Source organism: Weissella viridescens, assembly GCF_003862435.1.
In the GTDB taxonomy this organism is placed as follows: domain Bacteria; phylum Bacillota; class Bacilli; order Lactobacillales; family Lactobacillaceae; genus Weissella; species Weissella viridescens_A.
In genome coordinates, this window is the sequence record NZ_RHGY01000007.1 from 66,162 (window position 1) to 87,510 (window position 21,349).

General features: G+C 41.6%; 20 protein-coding genes and 1 riboswitch. Of the genes, 16 read left to right on the forward strand and 4 right to left on the reverse strand.

Annotated elements, in window-relative coordinates:
* Positions 1-9 precede the first annotated feature (9 nt).
* From dltC to D3P96_RS06680, 3 genes are read left to right on the forward strand one after another with little or no spacing between them, the layout of a single operon-like run.
* The gene (gene dltC, locus D3P96_RS06670) at positions 10-249 is read left to right on the forward strand and encodes a D-alanine--poly(phosphoribitol) ligase subunit DltC (protein WP_124943630.1); all 240 of its coding nucleotides are present in this window, start codon (positions 10-12) and stop codon (positions 247-249) included.
* Positions 242-1,519, forward strand: coding sequence for a D-alanyl-lipoteichoic acid biosynthesis protein DltD (gene dltD / locus D3P96_RS06675; RefSeq protein ID WP_124943601.1), 1,278 nt, complete (start codon positions 242-244; stop codon positions 1,517-1,519). The genes dltC and dltD overlap by 8 nt, the downstream gene beginning before the upstream one ends.
* 54 nt (positions 1,520-1,573) lie before the next feature.
* Positions 1,574-2,434, forward strand: coding sequence for an alpha/beta hydrolase (locus D3P96_RS06680; protein WP_124943602.1), 861 nt, complete (start codon positions 1,574-1,576; stop codon positions 2,432-2,434).
* A 53-nt stretch (positions 2,435-2,487) separates the two neighbouring features.
* Here D3P96_RS06680 and D3P96_RS06685 read toward each other — a convergent pair whose 3' ends face one another.
* A complete protein-coding gene (locus D3P96_RS06685; protein WP_124943603.1) occupies positions 2,488-3,531 on the reverse strand; it encodes a serine hydrolase domain-containing protein in 1,044 nt (347 codons plus the stop codon).
* Positions 3,532-3,665: 134 nt separating this feature from the next.
* On the opposite strand from D3P96_RS06685, the gene D3P96_RS06690 reads away from it, so the two are divergent.
* The 4 genes from D3P96_RS06690 to D3P96_RS06705 all read left to right on the forward strand — a co-directional run bounded on the left by D3P96_RS06690 (position 3,666) and on the right by D3P96_RS06705 (position 8,240).
* Positions 3,666-4,937, forward strand: coding sequence for a PTS transporter subunit EIIC (locus D3P96_RS06690; RefSeq protein WP_124943604.1), 1,272 nt, complete (start codon positions 3,666-3,668; stop codon positions 4,935-4,937).
* A gap of 16 nt (positions 4,938-4,953) precedes the next feature.
* The gene (locus D3P96_RS06695; protein WP_432422550.1) at positions 4,954-5,847 is read left to right on the forward strand and encodes an alpha/beta hydrolase; all 894 of its coding nucleotides are present in this window, start codon (positions 4,954-4,956) and stop codon (positions 5,845-5,847) included.
* Between the two features lie 2 nt (positions 5,848-5,849).
* The gene (locus D3P96_RS06700) at positions 5,850-6,980 is read left to right on the forward strand and encodes a serine hydrolase domain-containing protein (RefSeq protein ID WP_124943606.1); all 1,131 of its coding nucleotides are present in this window, start codon (positions 5,850-5,852) and stop codon (positions 6,978-6,980) included.
* Positions 6,981-7,313: 333 nt separating this feature from the next.
* Positions 7,314-8,240 carry a serine hydrolase domain-containing protein gene (locus D3P96_RS06705; RefSeq protein WP_185696113.1) on the forward strand — a complete coding sequence of 309 codons (927 nt, stop codon included), beginning with the start codon at positions 7,314-7,316 and terminating at the stop codon, positions 8,238-8,240.
* 41 nt (positions 8,241-8,281) lie between these two features.
* Here D3P96_RS06705 and D3P96_RS06710 read toward each other — a convergent pair whose 3' ends face one another.
* Both D3P96_RS06710 and D3P96_RS06715 read right to left on the reverse strand, forming a co-directional pair.
* Positions 8,282-8,776 (reverse strand): threonine/serine exporter family protein, encoded by a 495-nt coding sequence (locus D3P96_RS06710; protein WP_124943608.1) that lies wholly within the window; start codon positions 8,774-8,776, stop codon positions 8,282-8,284.
* 26 nt (positions 8,777-8,802) lie between these two features.
* Positions 8,803-9,582, reverse strand: coding sequence for a threonine/serine ThrE exporter family protein (locus tag D3P96_RS06715; protein ID WP_124943609.1), 780 nt, complete (start codon positions 9,580-9,582; stop codon positions 8,803-8,805).
* 388 nt (positions 9,583-9,970) lie between these two features.
* Between D3P96_RS06715 and D3P96_RS06720 the strand changes: the two genes are divergently transcribed.
* Positions 9,971-11,263, forward strand: coding sequence for an MFS transporter (locus D3P96_RS06720; RefSeq protein WP_244919081.1), 1,293 nt, complete (start codon positions 9,971-9,973; stop codon positions 11,261-11,263).
* Between the two features lie 27 nt (positions 11,264-11,290).
* Positions 11,291-12,472, forward strand: a complete 1,182-nt coding sequence (locus tag D3P96_RS06725) for an MFS transporter (RefSeq protein ID WP_124943610.1) — start codon at positions 11,291-11,293, stop codon at positions 12,470-12,472.
* Positions 12,473-12,535: 63 nt separating this feature from the next.
* Here D3P96_RS06725 and D3P96_RS06730 read toward each other — a convergent pair whose 3' ends face one another.
* Entirely contained in the window at positions 12,536-13,900 is a 1,365-nt protein-coding gene (locus tag D3P96_RS06730) for an aspartate kinase (protein ID WP_124943611.1), read from the reverse strand.
* A 103-nt stretch (positions 13,901-14,003) separates the two neighbouring features.
* Positions 14,004-14,180: riboswitch (Lysine riboswitch) on the forward strand.
* A gap of 89 nt (positions 14,181-14,269) precedes the next feature.
* Here D3P96_RS06730 and alr point away from each other — a divergent pair.
* The 7 genes from alr to D3P96_RS06765 are packed head-to-tail and all read left to right on the forward strand — an operon-like array spanning position 14,270 to position 21,347.
* The gene (gene alr, locus D3P96_RS06735; protein WP_124943612.1) at positions 14,270-15,385 is read left to right on the forward strand and encodes an alanine racemase; all 1,116 of its coding nucleotides are present in this window, start codon (positions 14,270-14,272) and stop codon (positions 15,383-15,385) included.
* A gap of 13 nt (positions 15,386-15,398) precedes the next feature.
* Positions 15,399-16,664: a diaminopimelate decarboxylase gene (gene lysA / locus D3P96_RS06740; protein WP_124943613.1), complete on the forward strand. Its 1,266-nt coding sequence runs from the start codon at positions 15,399-15,401 to the stop codon at positions 16,662-16,664.
* Between the two features lie 25 nt (positions 16,665-16,689).
* On the forward strand, positions 16,690-17,409 hold the full coding sequence (dapD, locus tag D3P96_RS06745) for a 2,3,4,5-tetrahydropyridine-2,6-dicarboxylate N-acetyltransferase (protein WP_124943614.1): 720 nt from the start codon (positions 16,690-16,692) through the stop codon (positions 17,407-17,409).
* A gap of 12 nt (positions 17,410-17,421) precedes the next feature.
* Positions 17,422-18,588, forward strand: a complete 1,167-nt coding sequence (locus D3P96_RS06750; protein WP_124943615.1) for an N-acetyldiaminopimelate deacetylase — start codon at positions 17,422-17,424, stop codon at positions 18,586-18,588.
* An 11-nt stretch (positions 18,589-18,599) separates the two neighbouring features.
* Positions 18,600-19,493, forward strand: coding sequence for a 4-hydroxy-tetrahydrodipicolinate synthase (dapA, locus tag D3P96_RS06755; RefSeq protein WP_124943616.1), 894 nt, complete (start codon positions 18,600-18,602; stop codon positions 19,491-19,493).
* Positions 19,493-20,242: a 4-hydroxy-tetrahydrodipicolinate reductase gene (gene dapB, locus D3P96_RS06760; RefSeq protein WP_124943617.1), complete on the forward strand. Its 750-nt coding sequence runs from the start codon at positions 19,493-19,495 to the stop codon at positions 20,240-20,242. The genes dapA and dapB overlap by 1 nt, the downstream gene beginning before the upstream one ends.
* 10 nt (positions 20,243-20,252) lie before the next feature.
* A complete protein-coding gene (locus tag D3P96_RS06765; protein ID WP_124943618.1) occupies positions 20,253-21,347 on the forward strand; it encodes an aspartate-semialdehyde dehydrogenase in 1,095 nt (364 codons plus the stop codon).
* The last annotated feature ends 2 nt before the right edge of the window (positions 21,348-21,349 follow it).

Below are 21,349 nucleotides of genomic sequence, written 5' to 3' on the forward strand. Positions count from 1 at the left end.
GCAGAAGATATGGATGTACAAGCAGAAGTCATCGCAATTATTGATGATTTGTTCATGGAAGATGTTTCAGACATGATGGATGATGATTTATTTGATGCAGGTATTTTGGATTCAATGGCGGTTGTCGAGTTAGTTGTGGCTTTGGAATCAAAGTTTGGCATCAAGGTACCTGTTTCAGAAATGGGACGTGATGACTGGAACACGGCTAACAAAATTGTTGAAGGGGTAAAGGAATTACGGAATGCGTAAACGACTTTGGCTGATTTTTGGGCCATTGTTATGCGCAGTACTTTTAATTTTGGTGGTGATTCTCGCAGCGAATACGCAACCTAAATCCAACTATAAAGTTGAACGTAAAGCAGCAACTGCAACTTCACCGCGCGTGTTTAAAAGTGCTATCCTAAAACAACAGGCCTTATCAGATAAGCAGCATCGATTTGTCCCGTTTTTTGGGTCAAGTGAGTGGAAGAGAATGGATGCAATGCACCCATCAACACTTGCTGAGGGATACCATCGCAGTTATCGACCATTTCTTCTTGGACAAAGTGGTTCAACGGCATTGACGCACTATTTTGGTATGCAGCAGATGTTACCACAAATCCAAAATAAGCAAGCTGTTTTTGTTATTTCACCACAATGGTTTATTAAAAATGCAGATAACCCTCAAGCCTTTTCTATCTTTTATAGTACAGGTCAAGGGCTTGATTTCTTAAAGAATCAAACAGGTACGAAAGCAGATCGTTTTGCAGCACAACGTTTTTTGAAAGTAGCACCTCAGGGATCAATTAATCAAATGATGAAAAAGGTGGCTAATGGTAAATCTTTGACGCCATTCGAAAAGCATCGTATTAATGCCCAGTTATCGTTGGTAAATCATGAAGATGCTTTCTTTAGTAAGTGGCGGATTGAAGACAACTATAACAAAAAGATTTTGCCTGAGAGTAAGAAATTACCGCAACCATACAACCGTGAAAAGTTGGGTCAAGTTGCAACACACCTTGGACAACAAAGTACCACAAATAATCGTTTTGGTATTGATAACACATTTTATAATAAGCGTGTTCGTCAATCTGAGAAAGGTTTGGCTGGTAAACAGAAATCAATTAATTATGAGTCGTCGGTTGAATATAATGACTTCCAATTGGTATTGGAACAATTTGCCCAATCGAATACGAATGTGATGTTTGTCATCCCACCAGTAAATCATAAGTGGGTGGCATATACTGGATTGAACGAAGGCATGTACCAACGTTCAGTGAAGAAGATTGAATATCAATTACGTTCACAGGGCTTTAATAATGTGGTTGATTTATCGAAGGATGGTAATAAGCCGTACTTTATGCAAGATACGATTCATTTAGGTTGGAATGGTTGGTTAGCAATGGATGACCATGTTGACCCATTCTTGACGCAAAAACAAGCGCAACCAAAATACAAAATCAATGATAAGTTCTTTGATGCAGCATGGGCGAACTATCGTCCAACCGCATCAGATAATTTTAGCAAATTTAAGCAGTAGTCTATCACGCGTTGAACCCTCGGGTTTGACGCGTTTTGCTTAGGAGGTAACATAATGCTTTCAGAAGTGGCCACTTCAATTAATCAAAAATTGGCTGAGATGAATTATCGACAACAACTGATGAATACGTTTGAGGAAATGCAACGGATACCCGCTGAAAATCGACCTAGGGCATTAAAGTTTCCAAGTAAGGTAAACCAGACCACCGTAGCATACGATGCGCATACTGTCCGCCGTCTTACTTTGACAGATACAACGCAGGGTGAATTATTCATGCTGCATGGTGGTGCATTTATATTACCAGCATCAACGGCGTTCAATCAGGTTGCCGTCGCTTTTATGAAAATGGGATACGCTGTGACTATTCCGGATTATCCATTAGCACCTGCAAAAATTGCTGATATTCGACCATGGATATTAGACGTTTACCAAGACTGGGTAGCGCAAAATCCAACAGTTGGTCATTATATGTGGGGAGACTCTGCCGGTGCCAACATTGCTTTTCGACTATTGTTAGATATTCGAGATGCAGCCTTGATCCGACCGGATGCAACGGCATTTGTTTCGTTATGTCCAGATACGACTTTTAGTGTTCCAGAAAAAGCTGCTCATGCAGATTTAGTTCTGGATCCAAATCGAATGCGACGTATGCAGAATAATGCTGCATACCAACAATTTGATTTCATGCAGTTAGCCGATTATAGTTCACTCGGGCGTTTACGGTTCGATTCTGGTGGCAATGAATGTGTTGCGTCAGCGGTTAGTGAAATTGCACAAGCTTGTGAGGTGGCCGGCGGAAATGAAGTAGCGATATCAGTTCACCCTGAACTCGTACATGATTATCCAATGTGGCAAGCGATGCCAGAAGCCAAACAGACACTGCAAGATATTCATCTTTTTTTTCAACGCAAATAAAAAACACTGAAAGTGAACGTATGTCGCGTGACATGGGGGCACAAACAGTGTTGCTATTTAGCATCAAATTTATCTGAGAAAAGTTGTAAAATATCGTAGGCAGCATGTTTTACGGTTGCAGCTGAACGACTTTGATTTGAAAATAGGATAATTCCATATTGGCTATCGCCTGATAGTTGAACCCAATTTCGATAATTCGTGCCTCTTAGATAACCATAAACTTTTTTGAGTTTACCTCGATGGCGATGGTACATCCCACCAGAGTAGCCATTCTTGGGTTGATCAGGTTGATGTGTGAGTTGCGTATAGTCTGCTACATTTAAAATTTGATTATTGTGCAAGCCACGTTGAAACTTTAAATAGTCATCTGGGGTTGTATACAAATTTCCGGCGCCAACGATATAAGACATTAATTGGGGATTTGCTAGGCGAGGTTTCCGGTATTGCCAGGGGCCAATTGATCGATAACTAACCGCTAATTTGTGGGTTTGTGGGGATACATCATGCCACATAAAAGTATGCGATAGATTAAGTGGGTTGATAATCCGCTGAGTTAGATTATCGGCATAACTCATTTGTGTCTCATGCCGAATAATACCGGCCAGTAAAATGTAATTATCATTATCATAATAAAAATGAGTGAGGGATAATTTACTGGCATTAATGCGAGATACAGTGGCTTGGACGGCCTGATCTTCGGTCATGATAAACCCAGGATCACGTTCTGATTTCAAATCAACGATGCCAGATGTATGGGTTAATAATTGGCTAATAGTGATGGCAGCTCCCTTATTTAAATCAGGGAACCAGCGTTCGATTGTTGTGTACTCACTAATCGGGTTTGTGCTAGTTTTTGATTCGTTGATAATTTGAATCATCATGGCAGCTGTCATCGCTTTTTGGAGTGAGGCACTTGGATACAGCACATCATTGTCCTGATTGGGTATAGTGTTAGCTTTATTTGCGAAACCAACGCCTTCATTATCTTGATTTGATTGCTCGGCGTTAATGAGGAGTACTTTACCTGTGAGTCGATATTTTTTCATGATTTTGGCGATTGTTTCGGCCATATAATCCGCTTGATTTGGTTGATGCATATGCTAGTACAGCTCCTTTCAAAAAGAGACTACTCATATCATAACGCGACAAAATATAATTTGTAACCATAAGCCTCGTATTTGGTAAACATGTTAAAATAGTATTTATGATGATGGATTAGAGGGTATGAAGGATGCAAGAAAATTTATTTAAATGGTTCTACCAAATCCGCCAATATCGCTTTGTAGATTTGACGCAACAAACTTTGACACGTTTATTTCCATTTGCCATTATCGGAAGCTTTTTATCTGCTTTCCGTAAGACTGTTTTGGACGACGAAGGATTCGTGAATAATGTTTTTAATATTCCAGATATTTTACCAAAATATGACGTGTTAAATCATTACTTTCAAAATTTAACGCATTTAACGTTAGGTATTCTGGGGATTTTAGCAGCATATTACATGGCTGAATTGACGGTCAGAAAATATAGTCATCGGATTTATCAGGCGGGCATTACTTCTGCGGTCGCATATGTTCTCGTTTTTAATCCAGCGAATTTGGTGAAAGGACATATGCAGTTAGCCGCCTTAACCCGGTACACTGGTATGCGTGGGCTATTAGTGGGTCTTATTTTTGGCTACCTTGTTGGAAGTATTTTTGGTCGCGTCGCTCGCTGGGGTCAAAAACATGATCGACATGCCGATAACGTGAATAACTACGGCATGATTGGGGTTGTTGCCTTAGTACTAGCTGGTGGATTGGTGCTTAATGTTGGATTAAATGCCCTGGTTAAGTTTACACCAATTACGAATGGCATCGAAACTGTTGTCAGCACCTTACAACGCGGGACATTTGGCATGACCTTACTGGGGACGATTGTGACGACTGGGCTACGATGGGTTGGCTTGAGTGGGCCGTTTGAATTTGATAATAGTTTTACAAGTCCGACAGCCAATGCCAATTTAATGTTTGCCTTAAAGCATCATAGTCCTTGGCAAGTTCCTAATCCATTTACTGAAGAAAGCCTCTATGATAGTTTTGGTTTATTTGGTGGGGTTGGCGGAATATTGGCATTAGGAGTTGCCATCCTCTTGTTTTCAAATAATCGTAAGCAAAGAGCAACCAGTCATATTTCTATGTTACCAACAATTTTTGGAAGTGGGCAGGGATTGATGATTGGATTACCAGTGTTATTTAATCCGATTTATCTGCTACCCTTTGTACTTGTACCAACAGTAAATGTATGCCTGGGTGCCTTGCTCATTTGCTGTAAGGCAATGCCACCTTCGATTTATCCTGTGCCAATTGGGACTCCAGGACCACTCATCGCCTTTATCGGGTCAGGTGGGAATTTTGTCGCCTTATTGGCTGGGATTGGCATGTTTATCATTGATGTTTTGATTTACATTCCTTTCGTCAAGTTAGATAAGCGAATCCAGACACGCCTAAATGAAAGGCACTAAGGTGGTGAAAATTATGGTGAAAAAACGAATACGTGCCATAATCGGCATTGTCGTTTGTGCAATCTTAATACTTGTGCTCGCAATTCCAGCCTATTCTTGGACAAAAATGAATATTAATGAACTAGATCGTTTTTATAATTCAAAACTGTCACCAGTAATTTTGATTCCAGGTAGCTCGGCAACTAACAACCGGTTTGATGGTATGGTTGCAGACATTAATCAAAATGCACCCGTGCAACACAGTTTAATTAAGGTGAAAGTTTGGAATGATGGACGCATTACGATTGATGGTAAAAAGTTGAAAAATGATAATGAACCGTTTATTGTGGTTGGGTTTGAAAATAACCATGATGGATATAAAAATATTAAAGAACAGTCAAAAATGTTTAATGCAGCGTTTGCAATGCTTCAAAATAAATATGAATTTAACAACTACAAAGGTATTGGACATTCGAATGGTGGGTTAGTGTACACTGATTTTCTTGAGCGGTATGCCAAAAATTACCCAGAAGTCAAAATTAAAAAGCTTTTGACGATGGGGACACCTTTCAACTTTGAGGAAACGTCTATTCATAACCGAACGCAAATGCTTTCGGATTTCATTAAACATAAAAAACAATTACCAAAAGATTTAACTGTATATGCACTTGCGGGGACTAAAACCTACACATCTGATGGTATTGTGCCAGAAGAATCCGTTCGTGCAGGGAAGTATATCTACCAAAATCAAGTCAAAGACTATACTGAAATCACGGTGACAGGATCTGATGCGGAACATTCTGATTTACCAGAAAATGATGAAGTCATCAGTACCGTCACCCAACGTATTTTGGCAAAGCCACAACCACAAAATGGGACAACAGCAGATGATGGTTCAGTTGTCACACATAAAGATAGTAAGGAGAAGTAAGCATGCCCCTAAAAAAGAAATCCAAATGGATAATCGCCATCGCTAGTATCGCTGGTGTCTGTGGGGTAGCTTACCTAGGTACGACATTAGTTGATCATCCAACAAGTACGACGTCCGCGCCAAATAAATTGTCACATCAAACAAAGTATGAGGTCGCCGCTCAAACGAGCCAAGCCAAACATTTTGAAAGTGCAATTAAACAAAATAAGTTTAGTGGGACAATTCTAGTCGTTAAAGATGGTAAAACGATTTTAAATCAAGGTTATGGTAAAACGAGCATTCGATCACAACGAGATAACACAACTGAAACGAAGTATCCGATTGCATCGTTAACAAAGAATGTGACTGCCGTCATTGCAGTTAAACAGTTGGAAGCAAAAGGCTATAGCCCTGAGACGAAACTTTCAACATTCTATCCGGATATGCAAAATGCGGGAAATATTACAATTCGCCAGCTAATCACCATGAATGCTAAGTATGAGACCAATAAATTTACCCCTGTGCACTTGGGGAATGAGCAAGACTATATTAACGAAATTTTGAAGCATACTTACTATGATCATACGAAAACAACCTGGCACTATAATGCGACCGATTATCATATATTGATTGGGGTTTTACAAAAAGTAACGGGAAAAACCTATGAGCAACTTGTCTCTGAAACGTTTGGCGATCAATCTGAGCTACAAACATTGCCAGGTTATACAAACAATCTAGGCAAACCATTGGGGAGTACCGTTGAAGGCGTAAATGTTCCCTTCCATAAAGCTGCCTATCAAAAGGAATTAGGGACGGGAGATATCTTTACAAATACATGGGGTATCTATCAATTGCTCGAGTCTGAGATTAACCATAAAATTGTCTCAAATGATCAATTTAAAGCGGTATCGACGCCGATGTCACAATATCATGAAATTTATTCCGGTGGGCTTTATTCAGAAGACCAAAACCGTGCTTACTTCTGTCGCGGGGTGATGCAAGGATTTGAAGATTATGTATACATGAGTAAGGATGGCCGTGATGCGGTTATCTTACAATCAAATCAGTATTCAGTTACTGGAAAAAATTCTAATTTAGCAAAATATATTTATGGAAAAGTTGTCGGACATGAAGTGGTGTTCAAAAACTATTAGAAAGCAAGCTGGACCTGATTAAGGCTAGGCCCGCAGCGGTAACTAATACTAACGCTACAAATGTTCATTGAATTAATGTAAATGGTCGTAAATGAAATGCGTTTGAATCAATCAAAACAAAAAAAGAGACGGCGAAGGATACTCCTTGTAGCCGTCATAGGCGTATTTTTTCTATTGGTCTTGGCTTTAAACCAATCCGGGCCACGGCAGGAGGCGGGGAAAAGCAAAACCACTTCGAAAAAGACGTCAACGAAAGCAACGTTTAAAGACTCAAAAAAGTTTAGAGATAATGGCAATCGGCCAACCTATGTGCAAGGTCCATTGGTGAATCAAATGGATCAAGAATTAAAGAGTAATGGATTCAAGGGTTCAGTGTTGGTCGTTAAAAATGGTCAAATCGTGTTAAACCGCGCTTATGGAAAAGCGAATCAATCAGGCGATAAAAACAAAATTACAACGACATATCCGTTAGCGTCGATTACTAAAAATATTACTGGCGTAATGTTAGTTAAAGTTCTACATGATCATGGATATAATTTTGAAACAAAAGTTTCCAAGTTTTATCCTAACTTACCGCATGCTGATACAGTGACGGTGAAAGACCTTGTTGATATGACAAGTGGCTATACGGTTGATCGTTTTAGCCAAAAGAATCTATCTGAAGAAGCTTATATTAATGATGTCGTGAAGCGTTCAACGTATCAACCACAATATGGTGAAAATGGGAAATGGCGTTATAGTGCTGCCAATTATATGATTGTGTCTGGTATTTTAAGAAAATTATCGCATAAGTCTTACGATGAATTATTAGCTGAATATATTCAACCATATTACCATGTTGAAAATAATCCGCAGTTTTTGAGCAATTCACACCGACCGGTCGCGTATAAACTGGATGGGCAACATCCGATTGATGCGCCTAAAGCTGCTTTTTATTCAGAAGTGGGAACGGGGAATACTTATGCGACGCCATACACGTATTATAAAGTATTGACTGATGAAATTAACGGTAAGTTGATTTCAAAAGCCCAGTTCAGAGCGTTAACCCATCCAATCCCTGGAAAACAGTATGCTGGAGGGGTGTATACCTTTCAAAGTAATAATGCTTATGGTGGTCACGGGACCTTAGTGGGTTTCGAATCGTCGTATCGCATTTCGCAGGATGGTAAAACGGGAATTTTCCTGTTCTCAAACCAAATGTCACAGCCAGCGAATGAAGCCTTAACTATTCGATATTTCAATGATTTAATGAAACCATAAAAAAGAACACGACAAGAATGTCGTGTTCTTTTTTTATATGCTTACAATAGACGACGCCATGTTTCGTTGATAACTGACTTAACACGACTATGGTTAAGTTTTCCAATCATGAGCGTGACGAATTCAGCTAGGAAGAAACCAATCGTGATTGAAACGGCGACAACAAAAACGTTGTGAAATTGAGCATGAGCAGCATATGAGCTGTGATTGGGGGTAATTAATAATTTCATGGCCTCATAAGCACCACTACCCGGAACCAGACTCACCATAGCAGGGATGGCAACAACGTTAGAAGACACGTGATAATGGCTTCCGTATGCCTGAGATAGTAAACCAATAATGAGCCCACCCATCAAATTAGGCAGTACCAACGAATTAGGTAAAGCGATTGATAATCCATGGTAAACAATCCAAACAAGCATCCCAATCGTACCTGAGGGAATCAATGATCGTTTAGGAACATTGGTAATGATTCCAAAGCCTAAAGCAGCGGTAAAACTCAGCAACATATTCATAAGAATGTGATAATTTGTCATAGGTTAAAGTCCTTTTGAAATGACGTTTAGAAAATTGCATTGAAAATGACGACGGCAATTGTTGAACCAACACCTAGGGCGCCCGCGCTTAGAAGTGACTGCAAAAGACGAATGAGGCCTGAAATCATCTCATTATGAATAATTTCATGAATGGCATTCACGATCGAAGTACCTGGGAAAAGGGGGAGCAAGCCAAAGATAATCAAACTTGCGACCGATGTCATCGGGTAAAATGTTCCAGCCAAACAAGCTAAAAACGCCACTGTAAAGGCACCAAATACGTTAGCAACATAGGGTAAATCAACATGACGATCGACCGAACTGTTCAAAAAGTAGCCAATTGGGCCTAGAATAAAGCCAAATAAGTATGTAATTGGTGTTGTTTGGAAAAGTAGAAAAGGTGGCATTGATACTAAGCCAGCACCCAAAAAACGAAGCCAAACGGGATAATTGATGTTTTTGTGTGCAATATTATCAATTCGATCATAATAAGTATTCAAATTAATTTGCTTTGTTAAGAGGGCATATGTATTTTGGGTAAGTGCATCCACTTTTTGAAGATTGAAAGAATTTGAATTGACCTTGATCAATTCTGTTTTACTCGTGCTATCTAGGTTAATGAAAATTGTATTTAACGTGATTGCACAGTTAATTTTAACATTCAAAAATTCGCTGATTGTGACGAGTTGATTTTCAACCTGAGAAGCTTCGGCACCATTTTCAATCATTAACGAGGCGTATTGGGTTAAATTTTCTAAAAGCCGGTCAGAATTAATTGGTTGACTAGCGGGGACGGTTTCGGTCATCTTGATAGGTCCTTTGATGTTTTAATTGTGTATGTTTACATATAATATAAAATCACATGAAAATCATTATATGCCTTATAGCATTGAAAGTAAATTTTAAAGCAGCGCTTTATGCATATTAAATGCGGTAATAATAGCATATAGCGATGAACATAACATAGCCTTATAGTTTAGGAATACCTCAATTTAGTGATTGACTTAAAAAATTAGTTCAAATATACTGGAATTTCAGGTTCATTTTCAATGAAATTGCATGGTTGTCGCGGAACAACGGTCATGCCTTCAGGCAGTTCCCCCAAAGTGATGTAGGTGCATTGGGGTGTGAACGCCATTATGGATCATTTTTTAACGCTGATGCGTTGAAAAAAATACCTAAGGAGTCACTATTTTGTTTAAATTTAAAACACTTTCAAGCTGGCAAAAAAATGTCGGCGCTTTTTTATTGAGTCAGTTCTTAACAGGTATTACCAGTATGACTGTTCAATATTCAATTATTTGGTATTTGACTGAGCAAACGCATTCAGCCAAAGTGCTCAGTTATGCCACCATTATTGGGATGTTACCGATGATTTTACTCAGTCCCTTTGCTGGAACTTATGTGGATCGGTGGAACAAAAAATTATTGTTGATTATACCGGACGTCATTGCAGCATTGGTAGCGGCAGTCCTTTCCGTTGTCATTTTGTTTACGGGACATGTCTCGATTTGGATCGTTTATTTAGCGCTGTTTATTCGAGCCGTTGCGCAAACTTTCCAGATGCCAACGATTCAATCAATTATTCCAACCATCACGCCAGAGGAGCATTTAACTAAAGTTAACGGACAATTCGGCATGATTCAATCGGCTAATATGATTGTGGCACCTGCGCTCGGCGCCTTTCTGTTTACGATTGTATCGGTCCAATACCTTTTGTTGCTAGATGTACTTGGCGCAATTTTGGGGATTTTCATGTTGCAATTCGTTAAGATTCCAAAGATTAACGCAACCGAAGCTAATTTGGCTGCAAAAGCCCATCCAATTAAAACGGTTATTCAAGATATGTTGATTGGTGTACGTCTGTTGACGCAAAACAAGGGGCTTTGGATTTCACTTGTGATTGGTTCAATTTCAACGTTGTTCATCATGCCGATTGCGAGTTTATATCCATTAATGACGTTGGACTATTTTAAGGCTTCAATTGGACAAGTTGGCTTGGTTGAAGTGTGTTATTCAGTTGGAATGCTGGCGGGAGGCTTGTTCATCAGTCTATTTGGAAATTGGAAGAATCGGATGATCCCGTTTATCTTGTCATACATTTCACTAGGCATTGTGATGATGATTAGTGGCATGTTAGAACCCTCTAAAACAGGATTTGTCATTTTTGTCGCGCTCACATTCATTACGGGAGTCGGGGTGCCTTTCTTTGATACATTGTTGATGGCAATGATTCAACAAAGCTACGAGAATGAAAATTTGGGTAAGGTAATGGGGGTGACGATGTCAATCCTCAGCCTACCTGGACCAATCGGATTAATCGTGTTCGGACCATTGGCTGATTCCGTAGGGGTCAACCGGGTATTCTTAATCTGTGGGATGGCTGTGTTCTTATGTGCACCCATTACCTGGGCTTTTAAATCTGCGCGAAATTATGATTTGAATTTACAAAGTCGGACACAAACGAATCAAACACAAAAGTTATAAACTATATGATTAATCGGAGATAATTTTATGAAAAAAGAAATGAAACTTATTCTAGCTGGGATTCTGCTACTGGCGGCAATGCTACGTATTCCACTAACCTCAGTGGGACCGTTAATCCCATCATTGAGTGAAACCACGGGTCTATCACTAACTAATTTAAGTCAATTAACTTCAATTAGCTTATTGGTCTTCGCTGTATTATCAACCCTTGTACCAAAAATCTCGCGGCGACTCGGCCTAATTCCAAGTATTATAGGGGCTATCTGCTTGGTTCTAGTGGGAATCTTAGTGAGATCATTTACTGGAAATGTTGGTCTTTATGTTGGGACAGTCATTATTGCTGTCGGGATTTGTTTTGGAAATGTGTTGCTACCAACACTCGCAAAAACATTTTTTCCAAACCATCTTGGTAAAATGACGAGTAGTTACACGATTGTGATGAATTTAATGGGTGCCATTGGTTCTAGTGCAGCAATTCCAGTTTTGGGATTAGTGCATCATGTGCCAACGCTTGCCTTGGCCTCAGTTGGATTCTTAACGCTACCAGCTTTGCTTGTTTGGGTGATTATCTTGATTACTGGTGGTGCGGATGACGCTCAAACAAGCGCAAAGGCAAGTCAAACGACCACGACGAAAATTAATATTTATCGCTCGAAGATCGCTTGGTCACTGGCGACCTTTATGGGCTTACAATCATTGATTTTTTACACATACATCTCATGGTTACCAAAAATCATCGAAAGTAAAGGCTACTCATTAGCTTTTGGTGGAAGTCTATTGGGACTGATGCAATTGATGATTTTACCAGCCTCATTTGTGGTGCCAGTTTTTGCTGAAAAAGTGAAGAATCAAACTGGTTTCGTTATTTTTGCAGGTTCAGCCATCATCTTGGGAACGGTGTTGTTATTTACAGGAAATGAAGTTTTGATGGTCATGGCCGTCTTAATTTTGGGAATCGCTGTTGGTTCAGCTTTCAGTCTGTCATTGATTTTGTTCACCATTCGAACAAAGTCTGGTCAGGTTGCCGCCGAATTATCTGGAATGAGTCAAACGGTCGGTTATACGCTGGCTGCGGTGGGACCAGTATTGTTTGGGTTGTTAGTTAACTGGACGGATTCTTTCCTTACGCCATTACTTTTGGTTGTGGTCATGGCATTCATGATGATTGTCATTGGATACAAAGCCGGTAAGCCCGGATATATTGATTAATTGCATAAAAAAAGCCAACTGGATCTGAATGCCAGTTGGCTTTTTAACTATACCAATTTTGATTTAATCAAAGAATTGTTGATAAATAATTTTAGTGGCTTCATCAATTTTATGGGTATCAATCCCTAACATTAAACTAATTTCTGAAGCGCCCATGTTGATCATGCCAACATTAATCTGTGCATCGCTTAATGCAGTGAGAATTTTAGAAGGGGCATCATGATAAACATGCATACCTTCACCAACGACCATCATGATCGCAAACTCTGGAATAAGAGCGATTTCATTTGGGTGCACGGTTTCTTCAATTTCCGTGCAAACGGCATGGATTTGCTCGTCACTCACCAGTGATTTATCAAAGATAATCGTCATATCATCAATACCAGAAGGCATATGTTCATAACTCACGCCATGTTTAGCTAAAATCTGTAAAATTTTAAGCGTGAAACCAACCTCTTTATTCAACAGGTAACGATGAATATAAATGGCAGCAAAACGTGAGTCGGTCGCAATTCCAGTTACCGGAGAAAGTGTTGCTTCATCAACGGCACTGGTTGGAACAATCATCGTTCCTGGCGCACTAGGATCGTTGGTATTTTTGACATTGATTTTAACGTTCGTTTCAATCACAGGTAGAATGGCTTCATCATGAAAGACTGAGAAACCGGCATATGAGAGTTCACGCATTTCACGGAAGGTCATCGTCTTAATTTTTTGTGGGTCAGGGACCAAGTTGGGGTTAACCGTGTAAATGGCTGAAACATCTGTGAAGTTTTCATACAAGTCCGCTTTGAGCCCGCGTGCCAGAATTGCACCAGTGATATCAGAACCTCCGCGTGAGAAGGTGACCATCAACCCGTCGGCATCAAATGCACAGAATCCAGGAACCACGGTGATCACCTGTTCATCTAAGATTGTTTGCTTCATGGTGTCATAGCAAGCAGGTACGATTGCGGATGCCCGAGGCGTGCCGTCGACAACTATACCAATTGTATCAGGGCGTTCAAATTTTGCCGGATGACCGAGGTGATTTAAGATGTTTGCAAGCAATTGCGCATTAAAAAATTCGCCATGTCCAGTAAATGCTGCAAAAAGATAATCAAAAGAAGGATAGTGGACCCGGTTAAGACGATCGAGTTCAGTTTTGAGCATCCCCACAAACTCAGGATCATCAATTTTGAAATAATCAAGAATATCGGTGTAGCGTTTTAAAATCGTGCTTTTGATTTCAGTGAGATCAGCACCACTAATGGTTTTCTCAGCAAACGTGATAAAGAGATCCGTTACTTTTATATCGCCTGAAAAGCGTTTACCAGGTGCAGAAGGGACCACAACACGCCGGTCCGCATCACTCATAATGATATTGATAACCTTTTCAAACTGGGGTCCATCAGCTAATGAGGACCCTCCAAACTTAACGACTTTCATAAAAGTAACCTCCAATTTGTTTGTCATCAAGTAAACATGTGAAAATGATGAAAGTCAAGGCTTGACCTTTTTTCAAAAAACTAGTAATCTAATTGTAATTTAATAAATAGATAGAGGTTGCAACCGACAAAATTAGCTAATGGAGTTTGCCAGACGGTGAAGTTAGCGAAAGGGAAAGTTGCCGAGGTGTTGTGATTTGGGCCAAATCCAATGCCGGGCTAGTGATTAAGAGTTGCTAGACTGTCACTGCTCATATAAGTAGTGGGGAGCTGTCGTTCGTTATCGAGATAAGTGTACTTTACTGAATCCGAATTACTGGGCGTTCCCTGTAATTCGGATTTTTTTTATAGATTTTTTGGAGGATAAGACATGGTAGTTGCGATTACAAGACCCACCCGCGTGATTGTTTCAAAATCAGCTGTTAAACACAATTTAGATGCGACGCGTGCTGCTTCGCAAGCTCAGTTTATGTGGTTAGCCGTGAAGTCAAACGCCTACGGCTTTGGCATCATCCCCATGAGTCAGGCTGCGGTTGAAGCAGGCGTGGACGGATTGGCAGTTGCCATTTTGGATGAAGCCTTAGCGATCCGGCAAGCCGGAATTACAGTTCCAATTTTAGTCCTTGGTATCACGCCACCAGGATACGCTAAATTAGCAGCTGAATACGACATTATTTTAACGGTTGCGGATCAGACATGGTTGGCGCAAGCGAAGGATGAATTGGCGGGTGTTGCAAAGCCATTGCAAGTAAACATTGCCGTTGATACTGGTATGAATCGCATTGGCTTCACGGACCGTGAACAATTGGCGGATGCCTTGACGTATGTCCGCAATCAAGCTGATGTCTTTGATGATTTGGGGATTATGACGCATTTTGCAGAATCTGATTCACCAAAGGTTGATTACTTCCATAAGCAAGTTGCACGTTGGCACGAATTGACCGACGGATTAGAGCTCCCACGCATGGTACATCTCGCCAATTCAGCCGCAGCATTATATCACGCTGATGAAATCCCAACAGATGTGATTCGTGCTGGAACGATTGCTTATGGCATCGAACCTTCGCAAGGTGAACTACGTGATGCAAGTTATGTCGAGCCAGTTTTGACCCTGGAAACTGAGTTGAATTTTGTGAAGCAATGTCATGAAGGGGATGGCGTCAGCTATGGACATACTTACTACACCTCAGAAGGTGAGTGGGTTGGGACCATTCCGCTTGGTTATGGTGATGGTCTAAGCCGTAAGATTCAGGGCTTTGACGTGATTATTGAAGGGGAACGATGCCCATTGATTGGAAAACCAGCCATGGATCAAATGATGGTTGCCCTACCGCATGAATTCCCAGTTGGTACCAAGGTGACTGTGATTGGGAAGAATCATGGTCAAGAAAACACCCTTGAAGATGTCGGGGCGCACGTTGGGATTACACCGTGGGAAGTATCTATCCACTTACAAGAACGGTTAACCCGTGTATTAGGGAAATAAAGGAGCAAACAAAATGAGTGAACAAGTGAAAATTGCTGGTGTTGCAGCAACTGATTTAGCTAAGGAATATGGCACACCTTTATATGTGTACGATGTACCACAAATGCGCCAACAAATGCGTGACTTCAAGCAAGCGTTTGAAGATCGCGGTGTGGCATACGCTGTTTCTTATGCTTCAAAGGCGTTTGCTACAGTCGCCATGTATGAAGTTGTCAAGCAAGAAGGCTTGCACATTGATATTGTGTCAGGTGGTGAATTGTATACGGCCCGCCGCGCCGATTTCCCAATGGAAAACATTTCATTTAATGGAAACAATAAGTCAGCAGAAGAATTGCAAATGGCAATTGAATATGGTGTCGGGACGATTATTATTGATAACTTCTATGAATTGCATCTATTAGAAGACCTGCTCGCCCAAGCTAATAAAACACAAGATGTGCTCTTACGTGTTTCACCAGGTATCTCAGCGCATACGCACGAATACATTTCAACCGGGCAAGTCGATAGTAAATTCGGGTTCGACGTCGATAGTGGTCAAATGGTTGAAGCCGTTAAACTTGCGTTGGCGAGTGAACATTTAAATGTGCTGGGACTCCATGCCCACATTGGTTCACAAATTTTTGAAGAAGCTGGCTTCCAAGGCGTTGCAACACGCTTAGTTGAATTGGCAGAACAAGCTGGTTTTGTACCTAAAGTCTTGGATGTTGGGGGTGGCTTTGGTATTCGTTACACTGAAGATGATCAACCATTACCACCTACCACATTGGTTGATGACATTATCACCAGTATTGAAACGGCGACGCAAGCACGTGACCTCCCAATGCCAGAAATCTGGATTGAACCTGGTCGCTCAATTGCTGGACCATCAGGTTACAGCTTATATACGGTAGGCTCACGTAAGGACTTGCCTGGTATGCGTCATTATGTTGCCGTTGATGGTGGAATGGGTGATAATATTCGACCAGCGCTCTATCAAGCCGACTACGAGGCTGAATTAGCTGAACCAGCTGATGAGCGTGAAACTGAAGCTATTCGCTTAGTTGGTAAGTATTGTGAATCTGGTGATATTTTGATTGATGAGCAAACTTTGCCTAAACTTGAACCTGGCGATGTCGTCGTTATGAACGCAACTGGCGCTTATGGTTACTCAATGGCTTCAAATTATAACCGTAATCCACGACCTGGGGTTGTGTTTGTTGAAAATGGGCAATCACAAGAAGTTGTCCAACGTGAAACCTATGCTGATATGGTCCGCTTGGATCATCACTATGAACTTTAATCGGATTGAAATAAGGGAGAATACTATGACTGAATTATCTGCAGAAGACATTATCAACACCATTGCAACCGCACCGAAGTTGACGCCTGTGCGTGTCGACATTGCTGGGGATGGTGCCCTTAAGATTTTGGAATTTCCAGAGGGCGTTGAAGCTTTCTTAAATGAAGATACAGGAGTTATCTACGGAGATTGGGCCGCCATTAAGCCAGTTTTGGATGATAATGAAGCCTTGATTAGCCAAACACACGTCGAAATTTTAGCCCGTAATTCAGGTGTCCCTTTGTTGGATTACGACAATATTCCAGCTCGGATTGAGCCAGGTGCCATTATCCGTGATCAAGTGGTCATTGGACAAAATGCGGTCATTATGATGGGTGCTACCATTAATATTGGTGCCGAAATCGGTGAGGCTTCAATGATTGATATGGGAGCAGTTCTTGGTGGTCGTGCCTTAGTGGGAAAACATTCACACATCGGTGCTAACGCCGTTTTGGCCGGGGTAGTTGAACCAGCCTCTGCACAACCCGTTCGTGTTGGTGATAACGTTTTGGTTGGTGCTGGTGCGGTCATTATTGAAGGTGTGCAAGTCGGAGACAATGCCGTTGTTGCTGCGGGTGCCATCGTCACAGATGATGTACCAGCAAACACTGTTGTTGCTGGTGTTCCAGCCAAGGTCATTAAGACTTTGGATGATCAAACAAAGAGTAAAACGGCTTTGGTCGATGCCCTTCGTCAACTAGACTAAGGAGAATCAGACATGGCTGAAGCATTATTAGATGAAGCACAGTTAGTTGAAATCAGACGTGATTTACATCAAATTCCAGAACTGGCATTAGAAGAAACTGAAACACATGATTACTTGAAGGCCGTTATCGCAGATTGGCAAGCACCTTGGATGGAAATTCGAGAAGTGCCTGAATTACCAACGGCGATTTTGGTACGTTTGAAAGGCTCAGATCCACAACGGACCTTAGGCTATCGAACGGATATTGATGGTTTACCTATCGATGAAGAAACCGGCTTACCATTTGCCTCGAAACATCCGGGGAAGATGCACGCCTGTGGGCACGATATGCATATGACCGTCGCCTTAGGTGTTTTGCATTACTACACTGTACACCAACCAAAAGATAATCTTGTATTTCTTTTTCAACCAGCTGAAGAAGAAGAATTTGGTGGTAAGAAACTATATGATTTAGGTGTTTTCAGTGGTGAATGGCGTCCCGATGAATTTTATGGGTTGCATGATAATCCAGCATTACCAGCTGGGCAAATTGCGACACGCCAAGGAACGCTTTTTGCTGGATCATGCGTGGTTCGGATTACTTTCTCGGGTGCCGGAGGGCATGCAGCTATGCCACATCTGACCAATGATGCTTTATTGGCTGGAGCTAGTTTTGTTTCAGCCGTGCAATCCATTGTTTCGCGTAATCTCAACCCAGTTGATGCTGGTGTGGTGACATTTGGGAGCTTCCATGCTGGTGGTAGTGTGGGAAACATTATTGCTAGTGAAGCTAAACTCATTGGAACCATGCGGGGACTTACCCAAAAGAATTTAGAAATGATGATGGCACGTATGACGCGCATTGCTAATGGCGTTGCCGAAACATTTAATGTAGATGTTGATTTTGAGTTAGAGCAGGGTGGCTACCAGCCTGTCGAAAATGACCCAGAGACAACGGCACGGTTTATTGATTTTATGGAAAATGCGGATGATGTTGACTTCAGTGATATTGATTCAGCGATGACTGCCGAAGATTTTGGGTATTTGCTCCATCAAATTCCCGGAACAATGTTCTGGTTAGGCGTAAATGATCCACAACACAATCTACATCAAGCAACTTTAAGTCCAGATGAAGCGGCGCTAGTACCTGGGGTACAAGCAATTACGGAATTCTTGGACTGGCGCATGACACAAGCATAAGGAGCACAAACATGTACGAAGATATTAACTTGATTACAGCAATTATTACGCCATTTACCGATGACGGGCTTGAAATTGACTATCCAGCCTTGGATAAATTAACGGATCGTTTGATTGATGAAGGAACACAAGGTTTTGTCATTGGTGGTACAACTGGTGAAGCACCAACTTTAACGCATTTAGAAAAAATTGCACTGTATACGCATTTTGCTGATTATGTTGGCGCACGTGGCATTGTGATTGCCAATGTGGGTGACAACAATACGCAACACTCAGCATTGTTTGCCAAAGAAGTCAGTGACATTGATGGCGTGGACGCAGTCTTAGCCGTGACACCTTACTACAATAAGCCAAGTCAAGCGGGGATGATTGAACACTTCCGTGCGATTGCAACCGCCGCAACTGTACCCGTGATGCTATACAACATTCCAGGTCGTTCAGCAGTTGGTTTAACCAATGAAAGTGTCTTGACGTTAGCCCAACACGATAATATCAATGCGATTAAGCAAGTCACGACAATTGATGACTTAAGCTACCTTGTTGAAAATACACCAGATGATTTTTGGGTTTATACAGGTGAAGACGCGCAAACCTTGGCTGCGAAAGCTGTCGGGGCGCAAGGGACAATTTCAGTGACGTCACATATTTATGGTCCTGAAATGGCAGCCTTGTTTACTGCGCTTGAGGTTGGGGATGTTCCAGAAGCTGGACGTTTACAACGTTGGTTAACACCAAAGATGAGCGCCTTGTTTGCTTATCCATCACCAGCACCCGTTAAAGCAATTTTGGCGGAACATGGTGAAGTCGAAAATACAACCCGCCTCCCAATCTTGCCTTTGAACGAAACTGAAACGGCGCATCTTCATGAATTATTGGCGGATCAAGGTGAGGAGGACCAAGCCTAATGACAAAAGTATTGCTAGCCGGTGGCTTTGGTAAAATGGGCCAAGCGATTCAAAAACAAATCGCACAAACTGATGGCCTGGAGTTAGTGGGGATTTTAGCACCACATCCGAAACCCGCAGATGTCCCCGTTTTTGAGGGCCTTGATTTAATTGACGTTCGTGCTGATGTTTGGGTAGATGTGACAACGCCTGGAACGGTTTATGATAATGCTGAATATGCCCTTAATGCCGATATGGATGTTGTGATTGGAACGAGTGGTCTCACAGAAGCACAAACTGATGCCCTTAAAAAATTGGCGCAAAACAAAAAGCGTCATGTTTTGGTTGTTCCAAACTTTTCAATTTCTGCCGTATTGATGATGCATTTTGCAGGTCAAGCAGCCAAATACATGCCGGATGCTGAAATTTTGGAAATTCACCATCAAGACAAGCTTGATGCACCTTCTGGAACAGCGCGGGCAACGGCTAAAAAAATTGCGGACGGTCGTCGTGAAGACCCACGTTTAGTTGGTGTTGGCCAACCGGCTCGAGGTGAAGACATCAATGACGTACAAGTACACGCTATGCGTTTACCGGGTTACTTGGCGCACGAAGAGGTTATTTTTGGTGCCACAGGCGAATCACTGCACATCAGTCAGGATTCTATTTCACGTGAGTCGTTTATGGCTGGTGTGGTCTTAGCAATTGAACACGTAGACCAAGTGGGTGATTATTTAGCAGTTGGTTTAGATGCAGTTATGGATCTGTAAGGAGAAACAAATGTCAGAAGAAGGATATCACATTGCGATTTTAGGGGCGACTGGCGCTGTGGGGAATCGCATTTTAGAACAGTTAGAACACTCAACCATTCCAGTAAAATCAGTTAAGCTTTTGGCGTCGGAACGGTCACTTGGGAAGCATTTGACCTTTAATGGCGAGGCGATTCCTGTTGAATTGGCAGAACCAGATGCTTTTGAGGGGATTGATATTGTGTTAGCATCTGCGGGCGGTTCCGTGTCAGCTGAATTAGCACCCGAAGCCGTAAAACGCGGAGCAGTTGTCGTTGATAACTCTTCATATTGGCGCATGAATGAACGTGTGCCTTTAGTTGTTCCGGAAGTAAATTCAGAAGCGTTACGTCAACACCAAGGGATTATTGCTAATCCAAATTGTTCAACGATTCAAATGGTTGTGGCACTTAAGCCAATTCAAGATCAGTTTGGGTTGAATCAAGTGATTGTTTCAACCTATCAGGCTGCCTCTGGTGCTGGCCAAAGTGCGATGGATGAAGTGATTTCTGAAGCACAAGCATTTATTGATGGTAATCGCGCAATCATGAATGAAGATGCCCATATTTTGCCGGTGAAGGGTGATGCTAAACACTATCCTTTGGCATTTAATCTCCTTGCGCAAATCGATGTCTTTGAAGATGAGGGTTATACCCATGAAGAGTATAAAATGATTGAAGAGACAAAGAAGATTATGTTGGGGGATCCAAAGGCGACAGGGCTTAAGGTGACAGCAACAACCGTCCGTGTTCCAGTTATTATTGGACACGGAGAAAGTGTTTATTTTGAAGTTGACGACAAGTCAGCTACACGTGAAAGCGTACAAGCAGCCTTTGCGGGAGCCGATGGCGTGGTTCTTCAAGATGATCCGGACCACCAAATTTATCCACAACCTTTGTTAGCAGAAGGCTCACGTGACACATTTGTTGGACGTGTCCGTCGTGATTTGGAAAATGAAGGTGCCTTTCATGCGTGGATTGTCTCTGACAATTTGTTGAAGGGTGCGGCCTGGAATACTGTCGAGATTGCAGAACAATTAGTTAATGATGATTTGGTTCGCGTTCCTGAAAATGTGAATTGGGATTAATA

What these genes read in the sequence shown, in the direction of transcription:
- dltC (WP_124943630.1), top strand. Translation starts at nt 10, where the DNA reads ATGGATGTACAAGCAGAAGTCATCGCAATTATTGATGATTTGTTCATG.
- dltD (WP_124943601.1), top strand. Translation starts at nt 242, where the DNA reads ATGCGTAAACGACTTTGGCTGATTTTTGGGCCATTGTTATGCGCAGTA.
- D3P96_RS06680 (WP_124943602.1), top strand. Translation starts at nt 1,574, where the DNA reads ATGCTTTCAGAAGTGGCCACTTCAATTAATCAAAAATTGGCTGAGATG.
- D3P96_RS06685 (WP_124943603.1), bottom strand. Translation starts at nt 3,531, where the DNA reads ATGCATCAACCAAATCAAGCGGATTATATGGCCGAAACAATCGCCAAA.
- D3P96_RS06690 (WP_124943604.1), top strand. Translation starts at nt 3,666, where the DNA reads ATGCAAGAAAATTTATTTAAATGGTTCTACCAAATCCGCCAATATCGC.
- D3P96_RS06700 (WP_124943606.1), top strand. Translation starts at nt 5,850, where the DNA reads ATGCCCCTAAAAAAGAAATCCAAATGGATAATCGCCATCGCTAGTATC.
- D3P96_RS06705 (WP_185696113.1), top strand. Translation starts at nt 7,314, where the DNA reads ATGGATCAAGAATTAAAGAGTAATGGATTCAAGGGTTCAGTGTTGGTC.
- D3P96_RS06710 (WP_124943608.1), bottom strand. Translation starts at nt 8,776, where the DNA reads ATGACAAATTATCACATTCTTATGAATATGTTGCTGAGTTTTACCGCT.
- D3P96_RS06715 (WP_124943609.1), bottom strand. Translation starts at nt 9,582, where the DNA reads ATGACCGAAACCGTCCCCGCTAGTCAACCAATTAATTCTGACCGGCTT.
- D3P96_RS06725 (WP_124943610.1), top strand. Translation starts at nt 11,291, where the DNA reads ATGAAAAAAGAAATGAAACTTATTCTAGCTGGGATTCTGCTACTGGCG.
- D3P96_RS06730 (WP_124943611.1), bottom strand. Translation starts at nt 13,900, where the DNA reads ATGAAAGTCGTTAAGTTTGGAGGGTCCTCATTAGCTGATGGACCCCAG.
- alr (WP_124943612.1), top strand. Translation starts at nt 14,270, where the DNA reads ATGGTAGTTGCGATTACAAGACCCACCCGCGTGATTGTTTCAAAATCA.
- lysA (WP_124943613.1), top strand. Translation starts at nt 15,399, where the DNA reads ATGAGTGAACAAGTGAAAATTGCTGGTGTTGCAGCAACTGATTTAGCT.
- dapD (WP_124943614.1), top strand. Translation starts at nt 16,690, where the DNA reads ATGACTGAATTATCTGCAGAAGACATTATCAACACCATTGCAACCGCA.
- D3P96_RS06750 (WP_124943615.1), top strand. Translation starts at nt 17,422, where the DNA reads ATGGCTGAAGCATTATTAGATGAAGCACAGTTAGTTGAAATCAGACGT.
- dapA (WP_124943616.1), top strand. Translation starts at nt 18,600, where the DNA reads ATGTACGAAGATATTAACTTGATTACAGCAATTATTACGCCATTTACC.
- dapB (WP_124943617.1), top strand. Translation starts at nt 19,493, where the DNA reads ATGACAAAAGTATTGCTAGCCGGTGGCTTTGGTAAAATGGGCCAAGCG.
- D3P96_RS06765 (WP_124943618.1), top strand. Translation starts at nt 20,253, where the DNA reads ATGTCAGAAGAAGGATATCACATTGCGATTTTAGGGGCGACTGGCGCT.